Here is a 21509-nt window from a genome sequence, read left to right on the forward strand (position 1 = left end):
GGTCTTGAACAGGCTGTTCTTCATCCTGCCAGTCGTCGCCTTTGTCGCGCTGATCGGCTTTTTCGCGATCGGGTTGACCAAGGACCCCAAGGCGCTGCCGTCGCAGCTGATCGACCGGCCGCTGCCCGAATTCACCCTGCCCGGCATCGCCGAGGCACCAGGCGGCGGCCCGGGCTTTTCCAGCACGGCGATGAAGGGCGAGCCCATGTTGCTCAATGTCTTCGCCAGCTGGTGCGCGGCGTGTCCGCAGGAACACCCGGTGCTGACCCGCATTGCCCGCGAAGGCACCCCGGTTTATGGGCTGGCGTGGAAGGACAAGCCGGTCGACAGCCGGACATGGCTGGCGCGCTTCGGCAACCCCTATGCCAAGGTCGCGGCCGATGAAACCGGCCGCACCGCGATCGACCTGGGCGTCACCGGCGTTCCCGAAACCTTCGTCGTCGATGCCCGCGGCCGGGTTCGCTACAAGCAGATCGGGCCGATCAGCAACGAAAAATGGGACAGGGAAATCAAGCCGCTGATCGAAAAACTGCGAGCCGAGGCATGAGGCGGCTGTGGTTTTTGCTGGCGCTGCTTTTTGCCATGCCCGCCCTGGCCGTCCAGCCCGACGAAATGCTGGCGGACCCGGTGCTGGAAGCCCGGGCGCGGACGATCTCCGAGGAACTGCGCTGCGTCGTCTGCCAGAACCAGTCGATCGACGATTCCGATGCGCCGCTGGCGCGCGACCTGCGCATCGTGGTGCGCGAACAACTGCAGCTCGGCAAATCCGACGACGACATCATGGCGTATATCGTCTCGCGCTACGGCAATTTCGTGCTGCTCAGGCCGCCGGTCGAGCCGGCGACCTGGGCTTTGTGGGCCGGGCCCTTCGCTGTCCTGATCATCGGCGGCGCGCTGCTTGCGGTCTGGTCGCGGCGCCGGCGGCTGGTCGAGACGCCGCCGCTGACCGCGGCCGAAATCGCCGAAATCAACCGACTGCCTGACTGAAAGTGCCGATGATTCTCTGGGTTGTTCTTACCGTGCTGACGGCGGTTGCCGCGGCTGTCCTCACCATTCCGCTCGTCCGCCGGCAGGAAGCACGCGCCGATGCCCGGACCGCGACGATCGCGGTTTTGCGCGACCAGCTTGCCGATGTCGACGTCCAGCTTGCCGCCGGCACCATTCCGCCCGCCGACGCCGAAGGGCTGCGCGTCGAGATCAAGCGGCGGATGCTCGCCGCCGGCCATATCCCCGACGATGCCCCCCGTTCGCTGGGTTCGCGTGCACTCGCCGGCGTCGCCATCGGGCTGGCGGCGCTTGTCGCGCTGGCAGCCGGCGCCTTGTACAGCAGCATGGGCAAACCCGGCATGGGCGACAGCGTCGGCACGATCGCCGCCGCCCCGGCAGCTGCCCCCGCCGCACCCCAGGCAAGCGAGGTCGCCGGACTGATCACCGCGCTCGAAAAGCGCATGGAATCGACGCCCGAGGACCCCAACGGCTGGCGCATGCTCGGCTGGACCTATTTCCAGAGCGAGCGCTTCGCCGATGCCGCGACCGCCTATGGCAAGGCCGTCGCGCTGCGTCCCGATGGCGAGGGCTATCAATCGGCCTATGGTGAGGCGCTGACGCTCGCTGCCAACGGCAATGTCACGCCGGCCGCGCAGGCGGCGTTCGAAGCGGCGGTGAAGCGCGACGGCAACGATGCCCGGGCGCGCTATTTCCTCGGCCAGGCCAAGCTGCAGGGTGGCGACAGCAAGGGCGCCATCGACGACTGGATCCGGCTGCTCGGCGATTCGGCGGCGGATGCGCCGTGGATCCCGCAGTTGCGCAGTTCGATCGACGGCGCGGCGCGTGCGGCCGGCATCGATGTCACGGCGCGCCTTGCGGCGATCAAGCAGCCGGTGAGCGGCGGCGCCAGTGTGGCGGCACCGCCGATGGCCGCGCTGGCGGGTGCAGCGGCGAGCGCCGCCGGCCCGGCCGTGCCCGGTTCAGCCCCGGGCGCGCCGGCCCCTTCGGCCGAGCAGGTCGCCGGCGCCGCGGCCATGTCCCCGGCGGACCGCCAGGCGATGATCACCGGCATGGTCGATCGCCTTGCTGCGCGGCTCGCCGCCAATCCCAAGGACGAGGCCGGCTGGCTGCGTTTGATCCGCGCCCGCGGCGTCATGGGTGACCCCGCCGCCACCGCAAAGGCGCGCGACGATGCGTTGAAGGCCTTTGCCGGCGACGCGGCGGCGACAGCGCGAATCAAGGCGGCAGCCGCCGAAGCCGGGGCCTGACGCAGGGCTCCGCTAGAAATCCAGCTTGTCATAGTGTGATGGCGGCGGCAGGCCCTCCATGCGTTCGGCAAGCAGGGGGCGGAAGGTCGGCCGGGATTTGAGCGCCGAATACCAGATCCGCGCCGGTTCATGGCCATCCCAATCGATCCCGCCAAGATAATCCGCCACCGAAATCTGCGCGGCCGCGGCGATATCGGCGAGACCGAAGGCCGGGCCCGACAGCCAGCGGCGGCGATCGAGCAGGAAATCGAGATAGTCGAGATGGCCTTCGGCGTTGCGGCTGGCGGTGCGCACGGCGCCGGCATCGGGCGCCTGCTTGGAATAGAGCCGCTTGTACATGCGTTCGGACAGCAACGGCGCCGTCACTTCGGCATAGAATTTCTGGTCGAACCAGGCGATCAGCCGCCGCGCTTCCGCCCGGTCTTCGGGACCCGAGCCGAGCAACGGCACGCGATCGACGGTCTCCTCGAAATAATCGCAGATCGCGGCGCTATCGATCAGCGTGATTTCCCCCTTCTGCATCACCGGCGTCTGCCCGGCGGGATTCAGCGCTGCGAATTCGTCCCGGCGTTCCCACGGCTTTTCAAGCACGAGTTCCACCGGCACCGCCTTGACGGCACAGGCAAAGCGCACCTTTCGGCTGAACGGGCAGAGGGGATATTGGAAAAGACGCCACATGATCGTCGCTAGTCTTAGCGACTCGGGCGCGTGGGGGAAGGGCGTCGCGCGATTAAGATGGTTTTGCGCGCGCCGCCGTCAACCGCGCAACTTCGGCTTCGAGCGCGGCGATCTTCATCGCCTGGTTGACGATGATGTCGTGCAGCGCAGCTTTCTGCGTGGCGGCATCCATGGTGTCGGCGTCGGCCGGCGCGGCTGGCGCGGCCGGTGGCACATCGACGACCGTGGCGGCGGCAACATCCTCGCGCGTGCCGGCCTTGAACATTCCCGAATCGCGGGCGCGCTTGATCAAGGGTGCGGCGCTGACGGCGAGCGCCATCAGGCTTTCGATCAACGGGTCAGGTCTGTTCTCGGTCATGGTGCATCCGCCGTGTTGCTGCCCGCCCAAGATAGGGACGGTCCGGTCGACGTGCAACGACTGTATGGGCTTACCAACACAGTCGCTGCGTCATTCCGCTGCTTCCAGGCGGGGCGTATCGTCGAGCGGCGCGGCCAGTCGCGCCAACATCTCCTTCGGGCACAATTGCCAGATGCGATCGCGGGTGCGGTCCCATTCCGCCAGCAGGCCGGCGGCCCATTTCGACCCCGTTTCGGCGGCGTGTTCGGTGATCAGGCCATGGACGACGCCTTCCCAATGGGCGCTGGCGAGGCGATTGACGACGACCGTTTCGCGGTTGACGCAGGTTTCGAAGCTGCCGTCGGCATCATAGACAAAGGCCATGCCGCCGCTCATCCCGGCCGCGAAATTGTCGCCGGTCTGGCCGAGGATGACGGCGGTGCCGCCGGTCATATATTCGCAGCCATTGGCGCCGCAGCCTTCGACGACGACGTCGGCGCCGCTGTTGCGCACGGCAAAGCGTTCCCCGGCGCGGCCGGCGGCGAACAACTTGCCGGCGGTGGCACCGTAGAGGACGGTGTTGCCGATGATGGCGTTGTCCTGGCTGGGCAGCACCGATGATACCAGCTGGCGCACGACGATGGTGGCGCCCGAAAGGCCCTTGCCGACATAGTCATTGGCCTCGCCGAACACTTCCAGCTTCATCCCCTGCACGGCGAAGGCGCCCAGGCTCTGGCCGGCGGAGCCGCGCAGCCGGATGTGGACATGGCCGGGCGCCAGTGCCGACATGCCGAAGCGGCGGGTGATTTCGCCGGCAAGGCGCGTGCCGACGGCGCGATGCGTGTTGCGCACCGTATAGGTCAGCTGGATCTTTTCACCGCGATCGAACAGCCGCCCGGCCTCGGCGATCATCTCGCCGTCGAGGCTGTCGGGGACCTCGTTGCGGTGCCCCGCGATGCCGAAGCGGCGCATATGGTCGGGGGCATCGACCTTGGCGAGGATGGGGTTCAGATCGAGGTCGTCGAGGTGTTCGGCACCGCGGTTGACCTGGTGGAGCAGCTCGGTGCGGCCGATGATCGCGTCGAGCGAGCGCACCCCCAGCTTTGCCAGGATCTCGCGGACTTCCTCGGCGATGAAGCTCATCAGGTTGATGACCTTTTCGGGGCTGCCGGCGAACTTCTCCCGCAAAGCATCGTCCTGCGTGCAGACGCCGACCGGGCAGGTGTTGCTGTGGCACTGGCGCACCATGATGCAGCCCATGGCGACCAGGCTGAGCGTACCGATGCCGAACTCCTCGGCGCCCAATATGGCGGCGATGACGATGTCGCGGCCGGTCTTCAGCCCGCCATCGGTGCGCAGCTTGACGCGGTGGCGCAGCCCGTTGAGCGTCAGCACCTGGTTGACTTCGGACAGCCCCATTTCCCACGGCGTCCCGGCATATTTGATGCTGGTCTGCGGGGAGGCGCCGGTGCCGCCGACATTGCCCGAAATCAGGATGGCGTCGGCATGCGCCTTGGCGACACCGGCGGCGACCGTGCCGATGCCGGCCGAGCTGACCAGCTTGACGCAGACCCGCGCGCGCGGATTGATCTGCTTCAGGTCATAGATGAGCTGCGCCAGGTCCTCGATCGAATAGATGTCATGGTGCGGCGGCGGCGAGATCAGCGTGACGCCGGGGGTCGAATGGCGTAGCCGCGCAATGAGGTCGGTGACCTTGAAGCCCGGCAGCTGCCCGCCCTCGCCGGGCTTGGCGCCCTGCGCGACCTTGATCTCGATTTCCTCGCAGGCGTTAAGATATTCGGCGGTGACGCCGAAACGCCCGCTGGCGATCTGCTTGATCACCGAATTGGCGTTGTCGCCATTGGCATAGGGTTTGTAGCGGATCGGATCCTCGCCGCCTTCGCCGCTGACCGCCTTGGCGCCGATGCGGTTCATGGCGATGGCGAGCGTTTCATGCGCCTCGGGCGACAATGCGCCCAGGCTCATGCCCGGCGTGATGAAGCGCTTGCGGATTTCGGTCTGCGATTCAACCGCTTCGATCGGGATCGGCACCGTGTCGTCGACGAAATCCAGCAGGTCGCGCAGCGAGATCGGCGGCTGGTCGCGCACGCCGCGCGAGAATTTCTGATAATCGGAATAGCTGTCGCGCGCCACGGCGGTCTGCAGCAGGTGGATGAGGTTGGCCTGATAGGCATGGGCCTCGGAATTGAAGCGATAGCGGTACAGCCCACCGATCGGCAGCGCGACGACGTCCTCGTCGAACGCCGCCTCGTGGCGCATCTGGGCGTTGATGAACAGCGAATCGAAACCCTCGCCCGAGATCTTCGCCGGCATTCCGGGGAAAAAGTCGTTGACCAACGCCCGGCTCAGCCCGACGGCTTCGAAGTTGTAGCCGCCGCGATAGGAGGAGACGACAGCGATGCCCATCTTCGCCATGATCTTGAGCAGTCCGTCCTCGATGGCCTTCTTGTAGCGCTGGACACACGCTTCATAGCTCAGCGCGCCGAACAGCCCGCGAGCGTGGCGGTCCGCAATCGCTTCCTGTGCCAGATAGGCGTTGACCGTGGTGGCGCCGACCCCGATCAGCACCGCGAAATAATGGGTGTCGAGCGCTTCGGCCGACCGCACGTTGATCGACGCAAAGGTCCGCAATCCCTTGCGCACCAGATGCGTGTGCACGCCGGCGGTGGCGAGGATCATGGTGATGCCGGCGCGGGTGGCGGACTGGTGCTCGTCGGTCAGGAACAGCTGGCTCTTGCCCGACCGCACGGCGATCTCGGCTTCCGACCGCACGCGGGCAATGGCGGCACGCAATGCCTCCGGGCCGCCGGCGACGTCGAAGGTGCAGTCGATTTCGGCAACCTGGCTGCGGAAATGGTGCTTCAGCACGTTCCAGCCATTGTTGGTCATGATCGGCGAATCGAACACCATCACGCCTTCCTGGCGGGCGCCATCGTCGAGGATGTTGCCCAGGTTGGAAAAGCGCGTCTTCAGGCTCATCACCCGGGTTTCGCGCAGGCTGTCGATCGGCGGGTTGGTGACCTGGCTGAAATTCTGGCGGAAGAAATGCGACAGGTTGCGGGCATTTTCGGAAATGACCGCGAGCGGTGCGTCATCGCCCATGCTGCCGGTGGCTTCCTTGGCGTCCTCCACCATCGGCCCCAGGATCAGCTCCATGTCCTCCTGCGTCTGGCCGGCGGCAACCTGGCGGCGGCGCAGTTCGTCGCGGTCGTAGGTGGCGCCGGGCTGGGCGCCATCATGACCCGCCATCGAATGGAAGGTGGTGAAGCCGGCGACCAGCGATTTATAGTCGTGCGCCGCGGCAATCCGGTCCTTGATCGTCCGGTCCGGGTAGAAGTGCGGGCTTTCGCCGATGTCGCCATCCAGATCGACAGCGATCATCTCCCCCGGGCCGAGCGCGCCGCGCATCGCCACGGCGCTTTCGGGAATGACGACCATGCCCGCTTCGGAGCCGGTGATGAGAAGATTGTCGCGCGTCAGGCAATAGCGCATCGGGCGCAGGGCGTTGCGATCCAGCCCCGCGACGCACCAGCGGCCATCGGTCATCGCCAGCGCGGCGGGGCCATCCCACGGCTCCATGATGCTGGCGAAAAAGGCGTACATGTCGCGGTGGTGGTCGGGCAGCGTGTCGTCCTTCTGCCAGGCTTCGGGCACCAGCATCAGCTTGGCGGTCGGGGCATCGCGGCCCGAGCGCACGAACGCTTCGAACACCGCATCGAGCGCGGCGGTGTCGGAGGCACCGGCGGGGATGAGCGGCTTGATGTCTTCGGAATGTTCGCCAAAGGCCGCCGCCGCCATCTTGATCTCGTGGCTTTTCATCCAGTTGGTGTTGCCGCGGACGGTGTTGACCTCGCCATTGTGCGCAAGGCAGCGGAACGGCTGCGCCAGCCACCATTGCGGGAAGGTGTTGGTGCTGTAACGCTGGTGATAGATGGCGAAGCGCGAGGTGAAGCGCTCGTCCTGCAGATCGGGGTAGAAGACCGACAGTTCTTCGGCGAGAAACAGCCCCTTGTAGATGATCGACCGCGCCGACAGCGAGCAGATGTAGAAGCCCTGGGTCTGCGCTTCGATGACCCGCTTCTCGATGCGGCGGCGGATGAGGTAGAGGTCCTTTTCGAACGCCTCGATGGTGCCGCGCGACCCGGCCAGCCCCGGCATCGGACCGGCGATCATGATCTGTTCGATCTCGGGGCGGGTCTGCATCGCCTTGTCGCCGATGACGGTGATGTCCACCGGCACCCGGCGCCAGCCATAGACCTTGTAGCCAAAGCCGATGATTTCGGATTCGACGATGGTGCGGCAGGTTTCCTGCGCCGCCAGATCGGTGCGCGGCAGGAACACCTGGCCGACGGCGAGCAGATTGGCCTTGGGGCTGTGGCCGGCGCGGATGATGTGCTGGTGGAAGAAGTCGATCGGGATTTCGACATGGATGCCGGCGCCATCGCCGGTCTTGCCATCGGCATCGACGGCGCCGCGGTGCCACACCGCCTTCAATGCCTCGATGGCGGCGACGACGACGCGGCGCGAGGCCTTGCCGTCGGTCGCTGCGATCAACCCGACGCCGCAGGCATCCGATTCCATGTCCGGCCGATACATGCCGGTTTCGGCGATGCGGGCGCGTTCGGCAGCGGATGCGGTGAACGGGGCATGGATCGGCGTCATGGCGTTGGCCTTATTTCTTGGGCGCGGGGGACGGCGGGGTGTTGAGCGGGGCGAGCGCGGCCTGCAACTGGGGCGCGGCTGCCTTCATGCCGGCATCGATGCGGGTGCCGATCATGCGGGTGCTGGCCTCGCCGATTTCGGCGGTGACGCGCGGCTGGCGGCTGTTGAGCGCCTGGCCGAGCGGCGTCTTGAAGAAGGCCGAAAGCCCCTGGATCTCGGCGGCGGTGTAATTGCGGGCATAGGCCTGCACGGCCTGTTCGACGATCGCCGCGCTGCTTTCGCGGATGACCTTTTCCGCCACCCGCGCCTGGATGGCGCCGGCGTTCTTCAGCGCTGCGTCGAACTTGGCGCGGTTGGCGGTATAGGCCTGGGCGAACCCGGGCTGCTGCGCCAGCATCGACCGCATGGCGACCCCTGTCCGCATCACCTCGACATTCTGGTTGAGGCTGCGGTTGATCTGGCCCTGGACATCGAGCTGCTGGACCAGCGCGCGCGCCGCGGCGACGGCGGCCGGGTCGAGCGCGGCGGCCTTGGCCGGCGCCTTGGCGGGTGCCTTGGCCGGCGTTTGGGCAACGGCCGGGGCCGCGGCGATGGCGGTGGAGAAAGCGGCGACGGCAAGCAGGCGAATGAACATGGTGGAATTCCCGATAAGGCCCGCAGGCGGTCAGTTGGTGGTGGTGCCTGACTCCAGCGCCTTCAATTCGTCAAGCATCGCCTTGGCCCGGACCGGCATGCGCGCCATGGCCTTGGCCATCGTCGTCTGCATCAGGGCGGCGAATTCGGGGTCTGCCATGACGGCAGGCGCTGCGAACACATAGGCCTGGCCGGCGGCCGTGGCGAAAAAGCGCTGGGCCTCTTCCATCTGCGCCACCGTCAGTCGGCGGGCATAGGCGCGCGCCATCACCGTCATCATCGCGGGCATGGTCTCGCGCATCGTCACGCGCGTCTCATCGGCTTGCTGCGCCATGTAACGCTCGACGATGGCGCGGGCGCGCGGCTGTTTCTGGAACATCGCCGTCATCTGCGGCGAATCGAGCACCGACCGGTTGACGTTCGCCATCATCGTGCCGGTGGTCTGGTTGATCAGATTGTCGCGCAGGGATGCCGGCATCACCGCATCGACCAACCGCGTTGCCGACGCCAGCCGCGCCGGATCGATGTCGGCGGCTTGCGCAGCGGGCGGCGCTGCTTGCGCCAGGACCGGGCCAGCCGCCAGCAGGGCCGCCGCCGCAGCGATCGATCGCATCATCGCGTATCTCCGCATCATGCCGCCTGCGCCGATTCGACCTTGGCGCGGAGGTAGCGATGGATCTGCGCCGTCACGTCGCGGCCGTCGCGGACCGCCCAGACCACCAGCGAGGCGCCGCGGACGATGTCGCCCGCGCCGAACACGCCGGGGATGGACGCCATCATCGTCGCGCCGTCGACGCGCAGCGTGCCCCAGCGCGTCACCGACAGTTCGGGGGCGCCGAACAGCACCGGCAGCGGCTCGGCGTCGAAGCCCAGTGCCTTGATGACGATGTCGGCGGGCGCGGTGAACTCGCCGCCCGGCTCGGCTTCCGGCGCGCGGCGGCCATCGGCGCCGGGCTGGCCCAGCCGCATCCGTGTGGCGGTGACGCTGTCGCCGCCGATGGCGGCGGGCGCTGCCAGCCAGACGAATTCGACGCCTTCCTCCTCGGCATGGGCGACCTCGCGCACCGACCCGGGCATGTTGGCGCGGTCACGCCGGTACAGGCATTTGACGCTGGCGGCGCCCTGGCGCACCGCGGTGCGGACGCAGTCCATCGCCGTATCGCCGCCGCCGATGACGACGACATGCTTGCCGGCGGCGTCGAACCGCTGGCCGTCGGCCACGCGGTCGCCGAAGCCGGCGCGGTTCGATGCCGTCAGATAGTCGAGCGCTTCGAGGACATTGGCGGCGTCGGCACCCGGCACATCGACCTGGCGCGCGGCATAGACCCCTGTGGCGATCAGGATGGCGTCGTGGCGGTCCCGCAGTTCGGCAAGGCTGGCATCGCGGCCGACTTCAAAGCCCTGGTGAAAGACGATGCCGGCGTCGATCAGCCGCTGCACCCGGCGCATCACGACGGGCTTTTCCAGCTTGAAGCCCGGAATGCCATAGGTCAGCAGGCCGCCAGCGCGGTCATGCCGATCATAGACATGGACATCATACCCCTTGATGCGCAGCAATTCGGCGGCGCTCAACCCGGCAGGGCCCGCGCCGATGATGCCGACCGATTGCGCCGAACGATCGGCGATGATCCGCACCGGCTTCACCCAGCCATTGTCCCAGGCATTGTCGGTGACGAACTTTTCCACCGATCCGATGGTGACGCTGCCGAAATCCTTCTCGATGACGCAATTGCCCTCGCACAGCCGGTCCTGTGGGCAGATGCGGCCGCAAATTTCCGGCATCGTGCTCGTTGCCGCGGACAGCTCATAGGCTTCCTCCAGCCGGCCTTCGGCGGTCAGCTTGAGCCAGTCAGGGATATTGTTGTGGAGCGGGCAATGGACCTGGCAGAACGGCACGCCGCACTGCGAACAGCGCGCGGCCTGCTCTTCGGCCTTGGCGACGATATAGGGCCTGGCAATCTCCAGGAAATCCTGCGCGCGTTCGTCGGCCGCACGCTTCGGCGGATAGGCCTGGGCCCGGTCGGTAAACTTCAGCATCCTGACATCGGCCATCGCGCGCATCCCTTTGGACGCTGCCGTTAACCAGTCCGTTCGGCGGAGTCACGTGGAAAACGCGTTATACGACAGCTATGCTGACCTAGTTTGATTCAATTCCAGTTCAAAACTGCTATCGCTGCGTATTTTATATCCGTATCGGCCCTATCTGTTGAGAAGCAGGAGGAGCGCAACGGACCCGACGACGATCCGGTACCAGGCAAAAGGCGCGAAGCCGAATCGCCCGACGATGGCGACAAACGCCTTCACCACCGCCAGCGCGACGACGAACGACACGACAAAGCCGATCGCGATCGCCGTGAGGTCGCCGATCGCGAGTGCATCGCGGTTCTTGTAGAGTGCATAGGCCGTGGCGGCGGTCATCGTCGGCACCGCGAGGAAGAAGCTGTATTCGGCGGCTGTCTTGCGTTCGACGCCGGCGAGCAAGCCGCCCATGATGGTAGCGCCGGACCGCGACACGCCCGGGATCATGGCGACGCACTGGCCGATGCCGATCAGCAGCGCGGTGAGACCGGGGATGGTTTCGATGCTGAGATAACGGATCCCGAGCACCAGTCGCTCGATGACCAGGATGGCAATTCCGCCGACGATCAGCGCGATCGCCACCGTCATCGGCGATTCGAGCATGACCTTGATCGTTTCATAGGCAAAGACGCCGACCACCATGGCCGGCAGGAAGCCCAGCGCGATGTTGCGGGTAAAGGCGATGGCCTGCGGATCGCGCCGCGCCAGCCCGCCGATGACGGCGCCGAAGCGCTGCCGATAGGCGACGAGCACGGCGAGGATGGCGCCAAGCTGGATGGCGATCTTGAAGGCCAGCTCCGCCTCGCCCTTGAAGCCGAGCAGCTCGCTGGCCAGGATGAGATGGCCGGTCGATGAAACCGGCAGGAACTCCGTCAATCCTTCGATGATGCCGAGCAGGATGACGGTGAGAAGCGACTGTTCCATCAAGACTCCAGCAGCCGCAGTCGGTGCGGCGGGCAGAGCGATAGCGGCCGAACCGGCGCAGCCCAAGGCCGAAATGAAGAACGTGCGGGGCTTTGGGACGATCTGCCGGTATCCGGCGCTCAATCGGCCTTGTTGAAGCGGCCACCGGGACGATAGCGCTCCAGCATCGCTGGCACGAATGCCGCCATCGGCGTCGGCGTGATGCCGAGTGCGGCGAGGCCGGGCAGGGCCGGGTTCGCGACATTGTCCTTCTTCAGCATCGCCAGCTGGTCCGATGTGATCGGCATGAACGGCAGCGTGTCCCCCATCCGCGCCATCAAGCCGGCAAGGCTCGCCGGTACCTCGACGAGCGTGCGATTGTGGCGCGTCTCGGCGTTGATCATCGTCAGAATGGCGCGAAAGCTCAGCGCCTCGGGGCCGCCGAGTTCGAAAATCTGCCCGGCGGCATCGGCACGGGTGAGCGCCGCGACCGCAGCGGCGGCGACGTCCTGGACATAGACCGGCTGGAACTTGCTGTCGCCGGCGATGACCGGCAGCACCGGCGCCACCTTTGCCATTGCGGCAAATCGGTTGAGAAACTGGTCCTCGGGGCCGACGACCAGGCTGGGGCGCAGCACCACCGCCGTGGGAATGGCCGCGCGCACCGCCGCCTCGCCTTCGGCCTTGGTGCGGGCATAGGGCACGGCCGAGGCCGGATCGGCGCCGATCGCCGACATCTGAACATAGGCCGTGATGCCCGCCGCTGCGGCGGCGCGGGCGGCCCGTCCGGCGCCTTCGGCCTGGACCGCGACAAAGCGCTGGCCGCCCTTTTCATCGAGGATGCCGACAAGGTTGATACCGCCGGCAGCACCATCGAACACCCGCGCGATGCCGGCGTCGCTGCCGATGTCGCCGCGCACGATCTGGATCTGGCCAAGCCCGCCGAGCGGTTTCAGGAACAGCGCCGGATCAGGGTGGCGGACGACGACGCGGACCCGATAGCCGGCTTCCGCCAGCCGCTGGACGATATAGCGGCCGATGAAACCCGAACCGCCGATGACGGTGACCAGCGCGCCCGGCGCCAGAGCGAAATGACTGTCGTTCATGGCAGCGCCTTTACCGCGGCTTTCGGCGCTTGTCGCCGCAGCAATCGGGCGCGCGGCACTTTTCACGCGCCGATCTGACGGTTCCGGTTGACAACCCCCGCGCCGCCCCCTAACCGCCCGCCTCTACCTTCGTGCCCGGATGGCGGAATTGGTAGACGCACCAGCTTCAGGTGCTGGCGCTGGCAACGGCGTGGAGGTTCGAGTCCTCTTCCGGGCACCATCATTCAAGCAGATCCGATACGCCGGGGGTGCCGTCCGAAAGACGGCGCCCCCGGCCTATTCCTTCGGTGCGGAGCGGCAGCCGGCGGGTTGTTCGCGAACGCTGAGGACGAAGCTGCCGGCCTGGTTGGGGCGCGTGCCAATGACCTTGAGCACGATCGGGCCGTCCTTCTGCGGCACGAAGAACAGGCAGGAATCGGTCGATTTGGTCATGCCGGCGACATTGGGGTGGTCATTGTTGGCGAGCAGGGCAAAGAAGCGCTCGCCACTTGCCGTGCGCTGGCTCTTGCCGCGCGGTGTCGACAGCACCGACAACATGCCGCCGGCGCCGACAAACGGATCGAGCTCGGGGCTTTCGCTTTCCAGCCGCACTTCATAACCCGAGCCAGCCTTGGCCTTGAACTGGTAGAGCTTTGTCGGCCGGAATTGCGGAGCGCCATCGGCGTCCTGGCTGAAACTTTCGCCGATCACCAGCGTGCCGCGAGTCACGCCGAGCTTGACCGCTTCGGGATCGGGGATCCGCAGCAGGTCGGTGCCTTGCGGCGTGGTGATGGTGACGGTGTAGTCGCCGAAGCTGTTCGGGGTCACGCCGCGCAGCCTGACCAGATACGAACCCTGTTTGAGGTTGAGGCCGAACGCCGATTCGGTGCCGGGCTCCATGCGGGTGCGCCACAGCATCAGCCGTTCGATCTCGCCATCGGCGTTGCCCGTCGTCCCGGCGCGGCGCAGGCCGAACCAGTCGAAGGCGGCGTCGTCGGAAACATCGCCGACTTCCAGGAACAGCGGGCCGGTGGCGGTGCCGCGGAACAGCACCGGGCCATCGGCATCGATCTTGAGGTCGTGGAGCACATAGGGCCGCAACGATGCGTGCTGGCGGGTGCTGTCCGCATCCACCGATCCGCGCGTGGTCGGTTTTTCGAGCGGGCGCAGCGCGGGTCGGTCGTCGTTGCCGCTCGATATTTCGGCGGTGAACGCGGTCCCCGCCGGGGCGCCGCCGACCAGCACGATATAGTCGCCCTGGTCGGCCAGCATCAGCGCTGCGCGGCTGCGGCCCGGGGCGCCGGCTTCGGCGACATTGCGGTCGTACGACCGGTCGAGCCGGCGCGGGCGCGGGGCCGCAGCGGCGATCATGCCGTCGACCTCTACCGCCTGTGCCGAAGCGGCGGCCCGGCCCGGCCGGCGCGGTGGCACGGCCGCGTCGGCAGCGCCGCTTTCGCAGCGCAGGATCTCGATATCGGGGCCAGTGGTGCGCGCCGGATCGGTCCAGCGCGCGTCGACCATCACCAGTCCGGGTTTGCCGGCAAGACGCATCGCAGCCACCCCGTCCCGCACCAGCGTGCCGGCCTGGTCCTGAAGGGTGCCGGTGGCGACCTGTGCGCCGGCGCCCCCGGCCCGCAGCGGCACGGTCGTCATGTTGCAGCTGGGGTCGCCGGCGACCGAGGCGGCGACCGGCCTGGCGGCGATCTGTCGGGCGGGGTCGGGGCCCGGAGCCGCCGCTGCTGCTGCCGACAGCACCGCCGGCGCCAATCCCAGGACGGCCCGGCGCATCACCGGCCGCTGCCCATCGGCTCGATCCGCCGGCAACCGCTCACCGACAGGAAATCGAGCGGAATGGCCTGTCGGGCGTTCTTGGGGGCAGCGAGGCCCGACAGCATGAAGGTCAGTTCGTGCGGCGGGATATCGTCGGCCAGGAACTTGATGGCCTGATCGACTTTTTCCTGCTCGTTGAGCGACGTGATGCGCTGGCGGCCGCGAATTAAGGACCGGATCGCGATCAGCAGTTCGGGGGAGCGCGTCCAGCTATAGACCGATCGCGGCCCGCCGCTGCTGCTGCTCAATTGCACGAACCGGGCTTGAAGCTGCGGTGGGAAGCGCAGCACCGGAATGAAGGTGGTGGTCTTTGCCGACGCCCGCTGTCCCGTCGCCGGGTCGTTCAGGCATCGTGCCAGGTCATCCACGGTCATCGCCGTTTCGTCGCTGCTGGAGGCGAGATCGATGTCGGAATCGGCGGGGCGGCTTGCGCCGGCGGCCTTTGTGCAGCCGGGATAGGCGAACTGCGTGGTAATGCCGACAGCCCGAACCTTGGCCAGACGGTCGCTGCCCAGCACTTCAAGCACCGGCGATCCCGAGGCGCCCTTGAGCGTCGTCCAGTCATTGGCCTGATAGGCAGAGTTGATCTTCTCGGCGACAAAGCCATAGTCGCGGCCCGATTCGGTCCACCAGACGCCTTCCTCCACAGGCTTTCCGCCTTCGACCGGCGCGTTCTGGAAGGCGTAGGAACGAAGGGGAATAGGGTCGGACTTCGTCGGGGGTTTGCGCAGCGGGCCGATCATGACGGGCAGGACAATGTCATTGTCCGGCGTTTCGATATCGGCGGCGAAGAACCACTGGTCGGAATTCTTGCGGATATCGTCGTCGTTCAACGTCTTGGCATTGGTGGCGCGGCCGTCGTCGCGCGTGATCGTCAGTAGATCGTTGCTGTAATTCTCGGCCTCGGCGTTGGCATCGCAGAAAGCAGAGTCGATACTGGCGCGATAGCTGGTAGAACTTTCCATGGGCCGCGCCGGAACGACGAGCTCTATTTTTCCCGGCTTTGCCTTGTTCAGGGCACAAACATCCCTGACGACATGGGCTGCCGTCGCAAACAGAATCCGCCACCGTGATCGGCCGGTGGTCTCGCAGTCGGCATCCGGGTTGCAGGCGCTCAGCGCCACGGCGTGGATGGCAAAGGCGTTGCCAATGACGCGCGCGGTCGGCGCATCGGGCGCGCCATTGTAGAAATAAGCAAAGGCGTAAAGGTGCCGGCCGGGCGCGCGGCCGGGACCGCACGGCTCCTGATCAGCGGCGGACAAGGCCGTTGGCGCCAGCGCCGCTGCCATCAGCAGCATGGCCGGCGCCGTCTTCACATCGGCTCCGTCGTCGCGAACACCGGGGCATCGTCCGATACGGGCTTCCAGCCGAGTTCATAGGTCGGTGTCGACGACACTTCGGTGTTGGGATCGGCGGTTTCCAGCCGGACGATATTGGCGGCAACGAACTGGCGCGGCGCCTTGTCGGCACGCGCCAGCACGAACGACTGGTCGGTCTGGCCCGACAATTTCATGCCGGTGCCGGCAGCGATGGTATCGGCGGCATCGGCGTCGAGCGACAGCTTGGCGCCGCTTTTCTGGTTGAGCACGAACTTCATCGTTTCGGGTGAAACCGCGCTGATCACCATGTAGATCGGAATCCGGAAGGTGCCGTCCGCGTTGCGCGGCCGGCTCTGCAAGATCTCGGCGCAATCGGCCGTCAGCGTCCGCCACACCTTCTTGCCCGTCCTGGGGTCGAGCGCGACCGGCTGGGCGATTTCCAGCTGCGTCGCCTTGGGAATGCTGATGGACACGTTGGAAATCTGGTTGAGATTGACACCGAGCGCGGCCTTGATCTTGTCCCCCAGCACCGGCGGCAGGAACTTCAGCGACAGGTCGAAGCCTTTTTCGCGCGCCACCGTCTCGTCGGGAAAGGACAGGGTGCTGCTCACCGGGGGCGCCGTGAACGCCTGCCTGCAGACCGATTTCTGGAAGACATTGCCGTCGATATTGCGCTGCAGGCGGTAGATGTAGCCGGGCTCGAAGCTCGTGCTGGCGGGGATCAGCGGCGTCAGGCCAAGTTTCTGGATCGACTTGCGATAATCCTTGAAGTTGGTTGCGGGCTGCGACAGCGCCGCCACCGATGAAGCACAAAGCCAGCCAAGGACAATACAGGCAATCGCGACCTTCGAACGCCGCAATCCGAGTGTCGACTCGTTGTGCATCATTTCGCTCCCCTTGCAAAAATCTATCCCAATGGGAGTTTTCCGTCAATGTCGCGGTGCATGCACCATGGTGTAGACATATGACCTTTGGCATGTCTGAAACTGTTCTTGGACAAGACAAGATCGAAAGCATTACTTCCGAAGATGCGCGCAGCGATCGGATGCGACGACCTGCGGAAATGGTGCGCTAACGGCGTCTGCCGGCGAATGTCTACCGATCGACTTGGCGCCCTCGGCGTGCTGCGCCGCCAGGCCGGCGGTCCAGTAACCCGCCGGCCACCCTAGATGTCGGCAAGCCCCGCGCTGTCGCCGTCGCTGCGACCCCGTTCGATGAACTGGTCGAGCAGCCAGGCTGCTGCCGGCCCCGGCGGCACGTCGCGGCGCCAGATCCCGGAAAAGCGATATGTGCCGCCCGGTGCCTCCGGCATCGCCAGCCGCACCAGGGTCCCCGCCACCAGATCGGGCTCGATCAGCGGCAACGGCATGTTGCCCCAACCGATGCCTTCGCGCAGCAGCGCATGCTTGGCGCCCAGGTCCGCCAGTCGCCAGGTGCGCGGCGACAGCACCGAAAAATCCCGGCCTTCGGTCAGCGGTGACCGGTCGGTCAGCACCAGCTGGACATAGTTGCGCCCGGCCCCCGGCGGGATCGGCAGCATCCGCGCCAGCGGGTGGTCGGGCGCCGCCACCGGCACCATCGCTACCGCGCCGGCGGCAATTGTTTCCAGCCCGGTGATGCTGGTCGCCAGCGGTCCCGAAATGCCGACCACCGCCTTCTGGTCGTTGACCAGCGCCGTGACCGCCCCCAGCGTCTCGACATGCAGTCGCAGCGTCACCGTGGGGAACTGGGTGGCAAAGGCGCGCAGGATCAGCCCCAGCCGGTGCACCGGCAGCATGACATCGACGGCCAGATTGACCTCTGCCTCCAACCCGTCGAGCAGGCCCTTGACCTTGGCGCGCAGCCCGTCGATGCCCTGGGCGACCCCCCGCGCTTCCGCCAGCACGGCGCGACCGGCATCGGTCAGCACCGGCTTGCGCGTGCCCGCGCGATCGAACAGCCGGACGCCGAGCTGCGCCTCCAGATTGGCAATGCCATAGCTGATTACCGACACGGCCCGGTTCAGCCGGCGGCCGGCTGCGGCAAAGCTGCCGGTATCGACGACCGCGATGAAGACCCGCAACTGGTCGAAGGTGGGCAGGCCGGGGTTCGTCATTTCGACTTTCTCGAACGATCGAGCGGATATTATCCGACTGAGCAAGGGGCGTGAAGCCGCTTAAATCACCGGCATCGCGGCGACGGGCATCGGCCCCACCCGCCGCAAGACAAGGAGTTCAAGCGATGATCGACCTGCGTCCCTTCAACAGCCTCGGCGGTGCCAACCACGGCTGGCTCGATGCCAAGCACCATTTCTCCTTTGCCAATTACCATGATCCCAAGCGGATGAACTGGGGCAATCTGCGCGTCTGGAACGATGACACCATCGCGCCCAATTCGGGCTTCCCGCCGCATCCGCACCGCGACATGGAAATCATCACCTATGTCCGTGAAGGCGCGATCACCCATCAGGACAATCTCGGCAATCTGGGTCGTACCGAAGCCGGCGATGTCCAGGTGATGAGCGCCGGCACCGGCATCACCCATGCCGAATACAACAAGGAAGACATCACCACCCGGATCTTCCAGATCTGGATCCAGCCGACCCGCAGCGGCGAAAAGCCCGGTTGGGGCGCGCGCCCCTTCCCCAAGGGTGAACGCTCGGGACAGTTCGTCGTTCTCGCCAGCGGCTTCGACGGCGATGGCGACGCCCTGCCGATCCGCACCAACGCGCGGGTGGTGGCGGCAACGCTGAAGGCCGGCGACACCGCCGAATATCCGCTCGGCAAGGACCGGCGCGCCTATCTCGTGCCGGCGACCGGTGCCGTCGAGATCGAAGGCACCCGCGTCAACGCCCGGGACGGCGCCGCGGTCAGCGACCTCGACGTGCTGCGGGTGACGGCAATCGCGGACAGCGAGATCGTCCTCGTCGACGCCGCCTGACGGCTTGCCGGCGAACTATCGGCTGAGCAGGTCCGCCACGAACGCCGGCACCAGCGTGCCGGCGGGGCCGTGGCGGGCCGCGTCGAAGAGCGGCGTCCCCGCCGATGGATCGAGGTTGAGCTCCAGCGTCCGGGCGCCGGCGGCGCGCGCCAGGCCGACGAACCCCGCCGCCGGATAGACCGCGCCCGATGTGCCGATCGACACGAACAGGTCGCACGCCGAAATCGCCGCGTCGATCAGGTCCATCTGGTACGGCATTTCGCCGAACCAGACGATGTCGGGCCGCAACGCCGGCGCGTCGCAACGCGGGCAGGGCGGGTTGCCGGACAGGGCGATCCGCCATTCCGGCGCGGCACCGCAGGCGGTACACAGGGCGCGGTTGAGTTCGCCATGCATGTGCACCAGCCGCCGCGACCCGGCGCGTTCGTGCAGGTCATCGACATTCTGGGTGACGAGCAGCAATTCCCCGCGCCATTCGGCATCCAGCTGCGCCAGCGCCCGATGCGCGGCATTGGGCGCCACGCCCGCCAGTGCGGCACGCCGCGCATCGTAAAAGCGCTGGACGAGCACCCGGTCCCGCACGAACGCCTCGGGCGTCGCCACATCCTCCACGCGATGCCCCTCCCACAATCCGTCGGGACCGCGGAACGTCGGCACGCCCGATTCGGCGGAAACGCCGGCGCCGGTCAGGATGACGATATTGCGAAGGGTCATGACGCTGCCATAGCGGCTCGCACCACGGCGCGGGAAGCGGTTGCGTGATCGCCCCCCCGGGTTCACAACATCGTCATGGCAAGCAGCAGGATCAAGATCGGTGTTCTGGGCGCCGGCGGGCGCATGGGGCAGGCGATCATCGCCGGCGTCGGCGCCGATCCGCAACTGGTGCTCGCCGGCGCCATCGAACGCGCCGGCCACCCCCTTGTCGGCCGGCCGCTCGGGCCGCCGTTCCCCACTTCGATGACCATCTGTTCCAACCATGGCCCGTTGGCGAACAGCAGCGACGTGCTTGTGGATTTCACCGCGCCGGCCGCGCTGGAAGCAACGCTCGACGCCGCTCTCGATGGCAAGGCGGCGATCGTCATCGGCACGACCGGGCTGGAGCCCCGCCACCATGCGCTGATCGACCGGGCGGCGCGGTCGATCCCGGTGCTGCAGGCCGCCAACACCAGCCTTGGCGTGACCCTGCTGGCCCGGCTCGTTGCCGATGCGGCGCGCGCGCTGGGCCCCGAATGGGATATCGAGATCGCCGAACTTCACCATCGCCACAAGGTCGATTCGCCGTCGGGGACCGCGCTGGCGCTGGGTGCCGCCGCAGCGGCGGGGCGCGGTGTCGATCTCGCCAGGGTCAGCGACCGCGGGCGTGACGGCATCACCGGCGCGCGCGTGGCGGGCCATATCGGCTTTGCCGCCCTGCGCGGGGGCAGCGCGGCGGGGGATCACAGCGTTCTGTTTGCCGGCGATGGGGAACGGATCGAGCTGCGCCACCTTGCCGAAAACCGCGATATCTTCGCGCGCGGGGCGCTGCGGGCGGCGCAGTGGCTCGCCCACCAGCGCCCCGGCCGCTACACCATGGACGATGTGCTGGGGCTGCCGTCACGGTAGGCACTCAGCGCGGCGGCAATCGTCGCCCCCACGGCGCGGCGTTCGGGCGCGGACAGGAACCCGCCGACCCGCACGCGCCGGCCATGGCCCGTCAACCAGACATGGGCGTCCCCTGCCGGGGTTTCCTCGATCTCGACCCGCGTCCAATAGGGCTCGAACCCGAAACGCCGCTCAACGCCATGGGCGCTGACACGTTGCAGGGTCAGTGCATCATCGACCAGCGTGACGCGTTCATGGCCACGGCCGGCGGCGGTGTTGCTGCGGAACGCCCAGGCCAGCAACGCCACATCGATGACCATGAAGGGAATGACCGGCCACGCCCCGAGCGCCAGGAAACGCAGGCCGCCGAGAAAAAACACCCCGCCGACGGCCGCCACCAGCCAGCGCGTGTGACGCGGGTCGAACGACCGGTTCGGGGTCAGGGTCAGGTCCAGAATCACGCGGTGACTTTAGCGGCGCGGCGCTGGACTTCCACCCGCTGCGACGTCAGAGCATCGCCCGATGACGCCTGACCGGATCGAAGCCTTTTACACGCGCCTGGCGGCGGCAAATCCGGCGCCCGTCACCGAGCTTGCATATTCCAACCCCTATACGCTGCTCGTCGCCGTGGTGCTGTCGGCGCAATCGACCGATATCGGCGTCAACAAGGCGACCCGCGGGCTGTTTGCCGCCGCGTCGGACCCGGCGGCGATGCTGGCGCTGGGGGAAGCCAGTGTGCGCGACCATATCCGCACGATCGGCCTGTTCAACACCAAGGCAAGAAATGTCATCGCGCTGTCGGCGATTCTGGTCGCCGAACATGGCGGGGCGGTGCCGGCGGACCGCGACGCGCTGGAACGCCTGCCCGGTGTGGGGCGAAAGACCGCCAATGTCGTCCTCAACACCGCCTTCGGCCAGGACACCTGCGCCGTCGACACGCATATCTTCCGGGTCGCCAACCGCACCGGCCTTGCGCCCGGCAAGACCGTGCTGGCGGTGGAAGACGCGATCATGGCACGAACGCCGAAGCGGTTCCTGCGCAACGCCCATCATTGGCTGATCCTGCACGGCCGCTATGTCTGCACGGCACGAAAGCCGCACTGCCCGGCGTGTCCGGTTGCGGACCTGTGCGATTATCCGGCCAAGACTCCGCCGGTCTGATGCAGGTGCACAGTTAAGCGCGGGTTCACCCGAAACGGCCAAAAGT

Annotated in this window: 20 protein-coding genes and 1 tRNA gene; 7 read left to right on the forward strand and 14 right to left on the reverse strand. The window is 67.0% G+C overall.

Annotation, left to right across the window (positions count from 1 at the left end; all coding sequences use genetic code 11):
- Window positions 1-4 precede the first annotated feature (4 nt).
- Genes GGQ62_RS13635 through ccmI form a run of 3 tightly spaced genes read left to right on the forward strand, consistent with a single transcriptional unit; the run spans window position 5 to window position 2255 of the window.
- Entirely contained in the window at window positions 5-547 is a 543-nt protein-coding gene (locus tag GGQ62_RS13635; protein ID WP_152578176.1) for a DsbE family thiol:disulfide interchange protein, read from the forward strand.
- Window positions 544-987 (forward strand): cytochrome c-type biogenesis protein, encoded by a 444-nt coding sequence (locus GGQ62_RS13640; protein WP_152578175.1) that lies wholly within the window; start codon window positions 544-546, stop codon window positions 985-987. Before GGQ62_RS13635 ends, GGQ62_RS13640 begins: the two co-directional genes overlap by 4 nt.
- Before the next feature lie 8 nt (window positions 988-995).
- Window positions 996-2255 (forward strand): c-type cytochrome biogenesis protein CcmI, encoded by a 1260-nt coding sequence (gene ccmI / locus GGQ62_RS13645; protein ID WP_152578174.1) that lies wholly within the window; start codon window positions 996-998, stop codon window positions 2253-2255.
- Window positions 2256-2267: 12 nt separating this feature from the next.
- Here ccmI and GGQ62_RS13650 read toward each other — a convergent pair whose 3' ends face one another.
- The 8 genes from GGQ62_RS13650 to GGQ62_RS13685 form a co-directional block, all read right to left on the reverse strand.
- Window positions 2268-2933 carry a glutathione S-transferase family protein gene (locus tag GGQ62_RS13650; RefSeq protein ID WP_152578173.1) on the reverse strand — a complete coding sequence of 222 codons (666 nt, stop codon included), beginning with the start codon at window positions 2931-2933 and terminating at the stop codon, window positions 2268-2270.
- A gap of 52 nt (window positions 2934-2985) precedes the next feature.
- Window positions 2986-3291, reverse strand: a complete 306-nt coding sequence (locus tag GGQ62_RS13655; RefSeq protein WP_152578172.1) for a hypothetical protein — start codon at window positions 3289-3291, stop codon at window positions 2986-2988.
- Window positions 3292-3381: 90 nt separating this feature from the next.
- Window positions 3382-7953: a glutamate synthase large subunit gene (gltB, locus tag GGQ62_RS13660; RefSeq protein WP_152578171.1), complete on the reverse strand. Its 4572-nt coding sequence runs from the start codon at window positions 7951-7953 to the stop codon at window positions 3382-3384.
- Window positions 7954-7963: 10 nt separating this feature from the next.
- On the reverse strand, window positions 7964-8587 hold the full coding sequence (locus GGQ62_RS13665; RefSeq protein WP_152578170.1) for a DUF2059 domain-containing protein: 624 nt from the start codon (window positions 8585-8587) through the stop codon (window positions 7964-7966).
- Window positions 8588-8617: 30 nt separating this feature from the next.
- Window positions 8618-9202: a DUF2059 domain-containing protein gene (locus tag GGQ62_RS13670; RefSeq protein ID WP_152578169.1), complete on the reverse strand. Its 585-nt coding sequence runs from the start codon at window positions 9200-9202 to the stop codon at window positions 8618-8620.
- 14 nt (window positions 9203-9216) lie between these two features.
- Window positions 9217-10638, reverse strand: coding sequence for an NAD(P)-dependent oxidoreductase (locus tag GGQ62_RS13675; RefSeq protein ID WP_152578168.1), 1422 nt, complete (start codon window positions 10636-10638; stop codon window positions 9217-9219).
- Window positions 10639-10785: 147 nt separating this feature from the next.
- Window positions 10786-11589: an undecaprenyl-diphosphate phosphatase gene (locus GGQ62_RS13680; protein WP_152578167.1), complete on the reverse strand. Its 804-nt coding sequence runs from the start codon at window positions 11587-11589 to the stop codon at window positions 10786-10788.
- Between the two features lie 119 nt (window positions 11590-11708).
- Window positions 11709-12674: a complex I NDUFA9 subunit family protein gene (locus tag GGQ62_RS13685; RefSeq protein WP_152578166.1), complete on the reverse strand. Its 966-nt coding sequence runs from the start codon at window positions 12672-12674 to the stop codon at window positions 11709-11711.
- A 133-nt stretch (window positions 12675-12807) separates the two neighbouring features.
- Here GGQ62_RS13685 and GGQ62_RS13690 point away from each other — a divergent pair.
- Window positions 12808-12894, forward strand: a tRNA-Leu gene (locus GGQ62_RS13690).
- A gap of 56 nt (window positions 12895-12950) precedes the next feature.
- On the opposite strand, the gene GGQ62_RS13695 is transcribed toward GGQ62_RS13690, so the two are convergent.
- From GGQ62_RS13695 to GGQ62_RS13710, 4 genes are all read right to left on the reverse strand, one after another.
- A complete protein-coding gene (locus GGQ62_RS13695) occupies window positions 12951-14441 on the reverse strand; it encodes a hypothetical protein (protein WP_152578165.1) in 1491 nt (496 codons plus the stop codon).
- The gene (locus tag GGQ62_RS13700) at window positions 14441-15799 is read right to left on the reverse strand and encodes a hypothetical protein (RefSeq protein ID WP_152578164.1); all 1359 of its coding nucleotides are present in this window, start codon (window positions 15797-15799) and stop codon (window positions 14441-14443) included. Before GGQ62_RS13700 ends, GGQ62_RS13695 begins: the two co-directional genes overlap by 1 nt.
- Complete coding sequence (locus GGQ62_RS13705) at window positions 15796-16689, reverse strand: hypothetical protein (protein WP_152578163.1); 894 nt, start codon at window positions 16687-16689, stop codon at window positions 15796-15798. Before GGQ62_RS13705 ends, GGQ62_RS13700 begins: the two co-directional genes overlap by 4 nt.
- Window positions 16690-16967: 278 nt before the next feature.
- Complete coding sequence (locus GGQ62_RS13710; RefSeq protein ID WP_152578162.1) at window positions 16968-17897, reverse strand: LysR family transcriptional regulator; 930 nt, start codon at window positions 17895-17897, stop codon at window positions 16968-16970.
- Window positions 17898-18022: 125 nt separating this feature from the next.
- On the opposite strand from GGQ62_RS13710, the gene GGQ62_RS13715 reads away from it, so the two are divergent.
- Window positions 18023-18721, forward strand: coding sequence for a pirin family protein (locus tag GGQ62_RS13715; protein WP_152578161.1), 699 nt, complete (start codon window positions 18023-18025; stop codon window positions 18719-18721).
- Between the two features lie 15 nt (window positions 18722-18736).
- Here GGQ62_RS13715 and GGQ62_RS13720 read toward each other — a convergent pair whose 3' ends face one another.
- On the reverse strand, window positions 18737-19435 hold the full coding sequence (locus tag GGQ62_RS13720; RefSeq protein ID WP_152578160.1) for an NAD-dependent deacylase: 699 nt from the start codon (window positions 19433-19435) through the stop codon (window positions 18737-18739).
- 75 nt (window positions 19436-19510) lie between these two features.
- On the opposite strand from GGQ62_RS13720, the gene dapB reads away from it, so the two are divergent.
- Window positions 19511-20323, forward strand: a complete 813-nt coding sequence (dapB, locus tag GGQ62_RS13725) for a 4-hydroxy-tetrahydrodipicolinate reductase (RefSeq protein WP_152578159.1) — start codon at window positions 19511-19513, stop codon at window positions 20321-20323.
- Here dapB and GGQ62_RS13730 read toward each other — a convergent pair.
- Window positions 20284-20763, reverse strand: coding sequence for a DUF2244 domain-containing protein (locus GGQ62_RS13730; RefSeq protein ID WP_152578158.1), 480 nt, complete (start codon window positions 20761-20763; stop codon window positions 20284-20286). The genes dapB and GGQ62_RS13730 overlap by 40 nt on opposite strands.
- Before the next feature lie 61 nt (window positions 20764-20824).
- On the opposite strand from GGQ62_RS13730, the gene nth reads away from it, so the two are divergent.
- Window positions 20825-21463 (forward strand): endonuclease III, encoded by a 639-nt coding sequence (gene nth, locus GGQ62_RS13735; RefSeq protein WP_152578157.1) that lies wholly within the window; start codon window positions 20825-20827, stop codon window positions 21461-21463.
- Window positions 21464-21509 lie beyond the last annotated feature (46 nt).

Origin of the sequence: Polymorphobacter fuscus (assembly GCF_011927825.1) — a bacterium.
Lineage (GTDB): Bacteria > Pseudomonadota > Alphaproteobacteria > Sphingomonadales > Sphingomonadaceae > Sandarakinorhabdus > Sandarakinorhabdus fusca.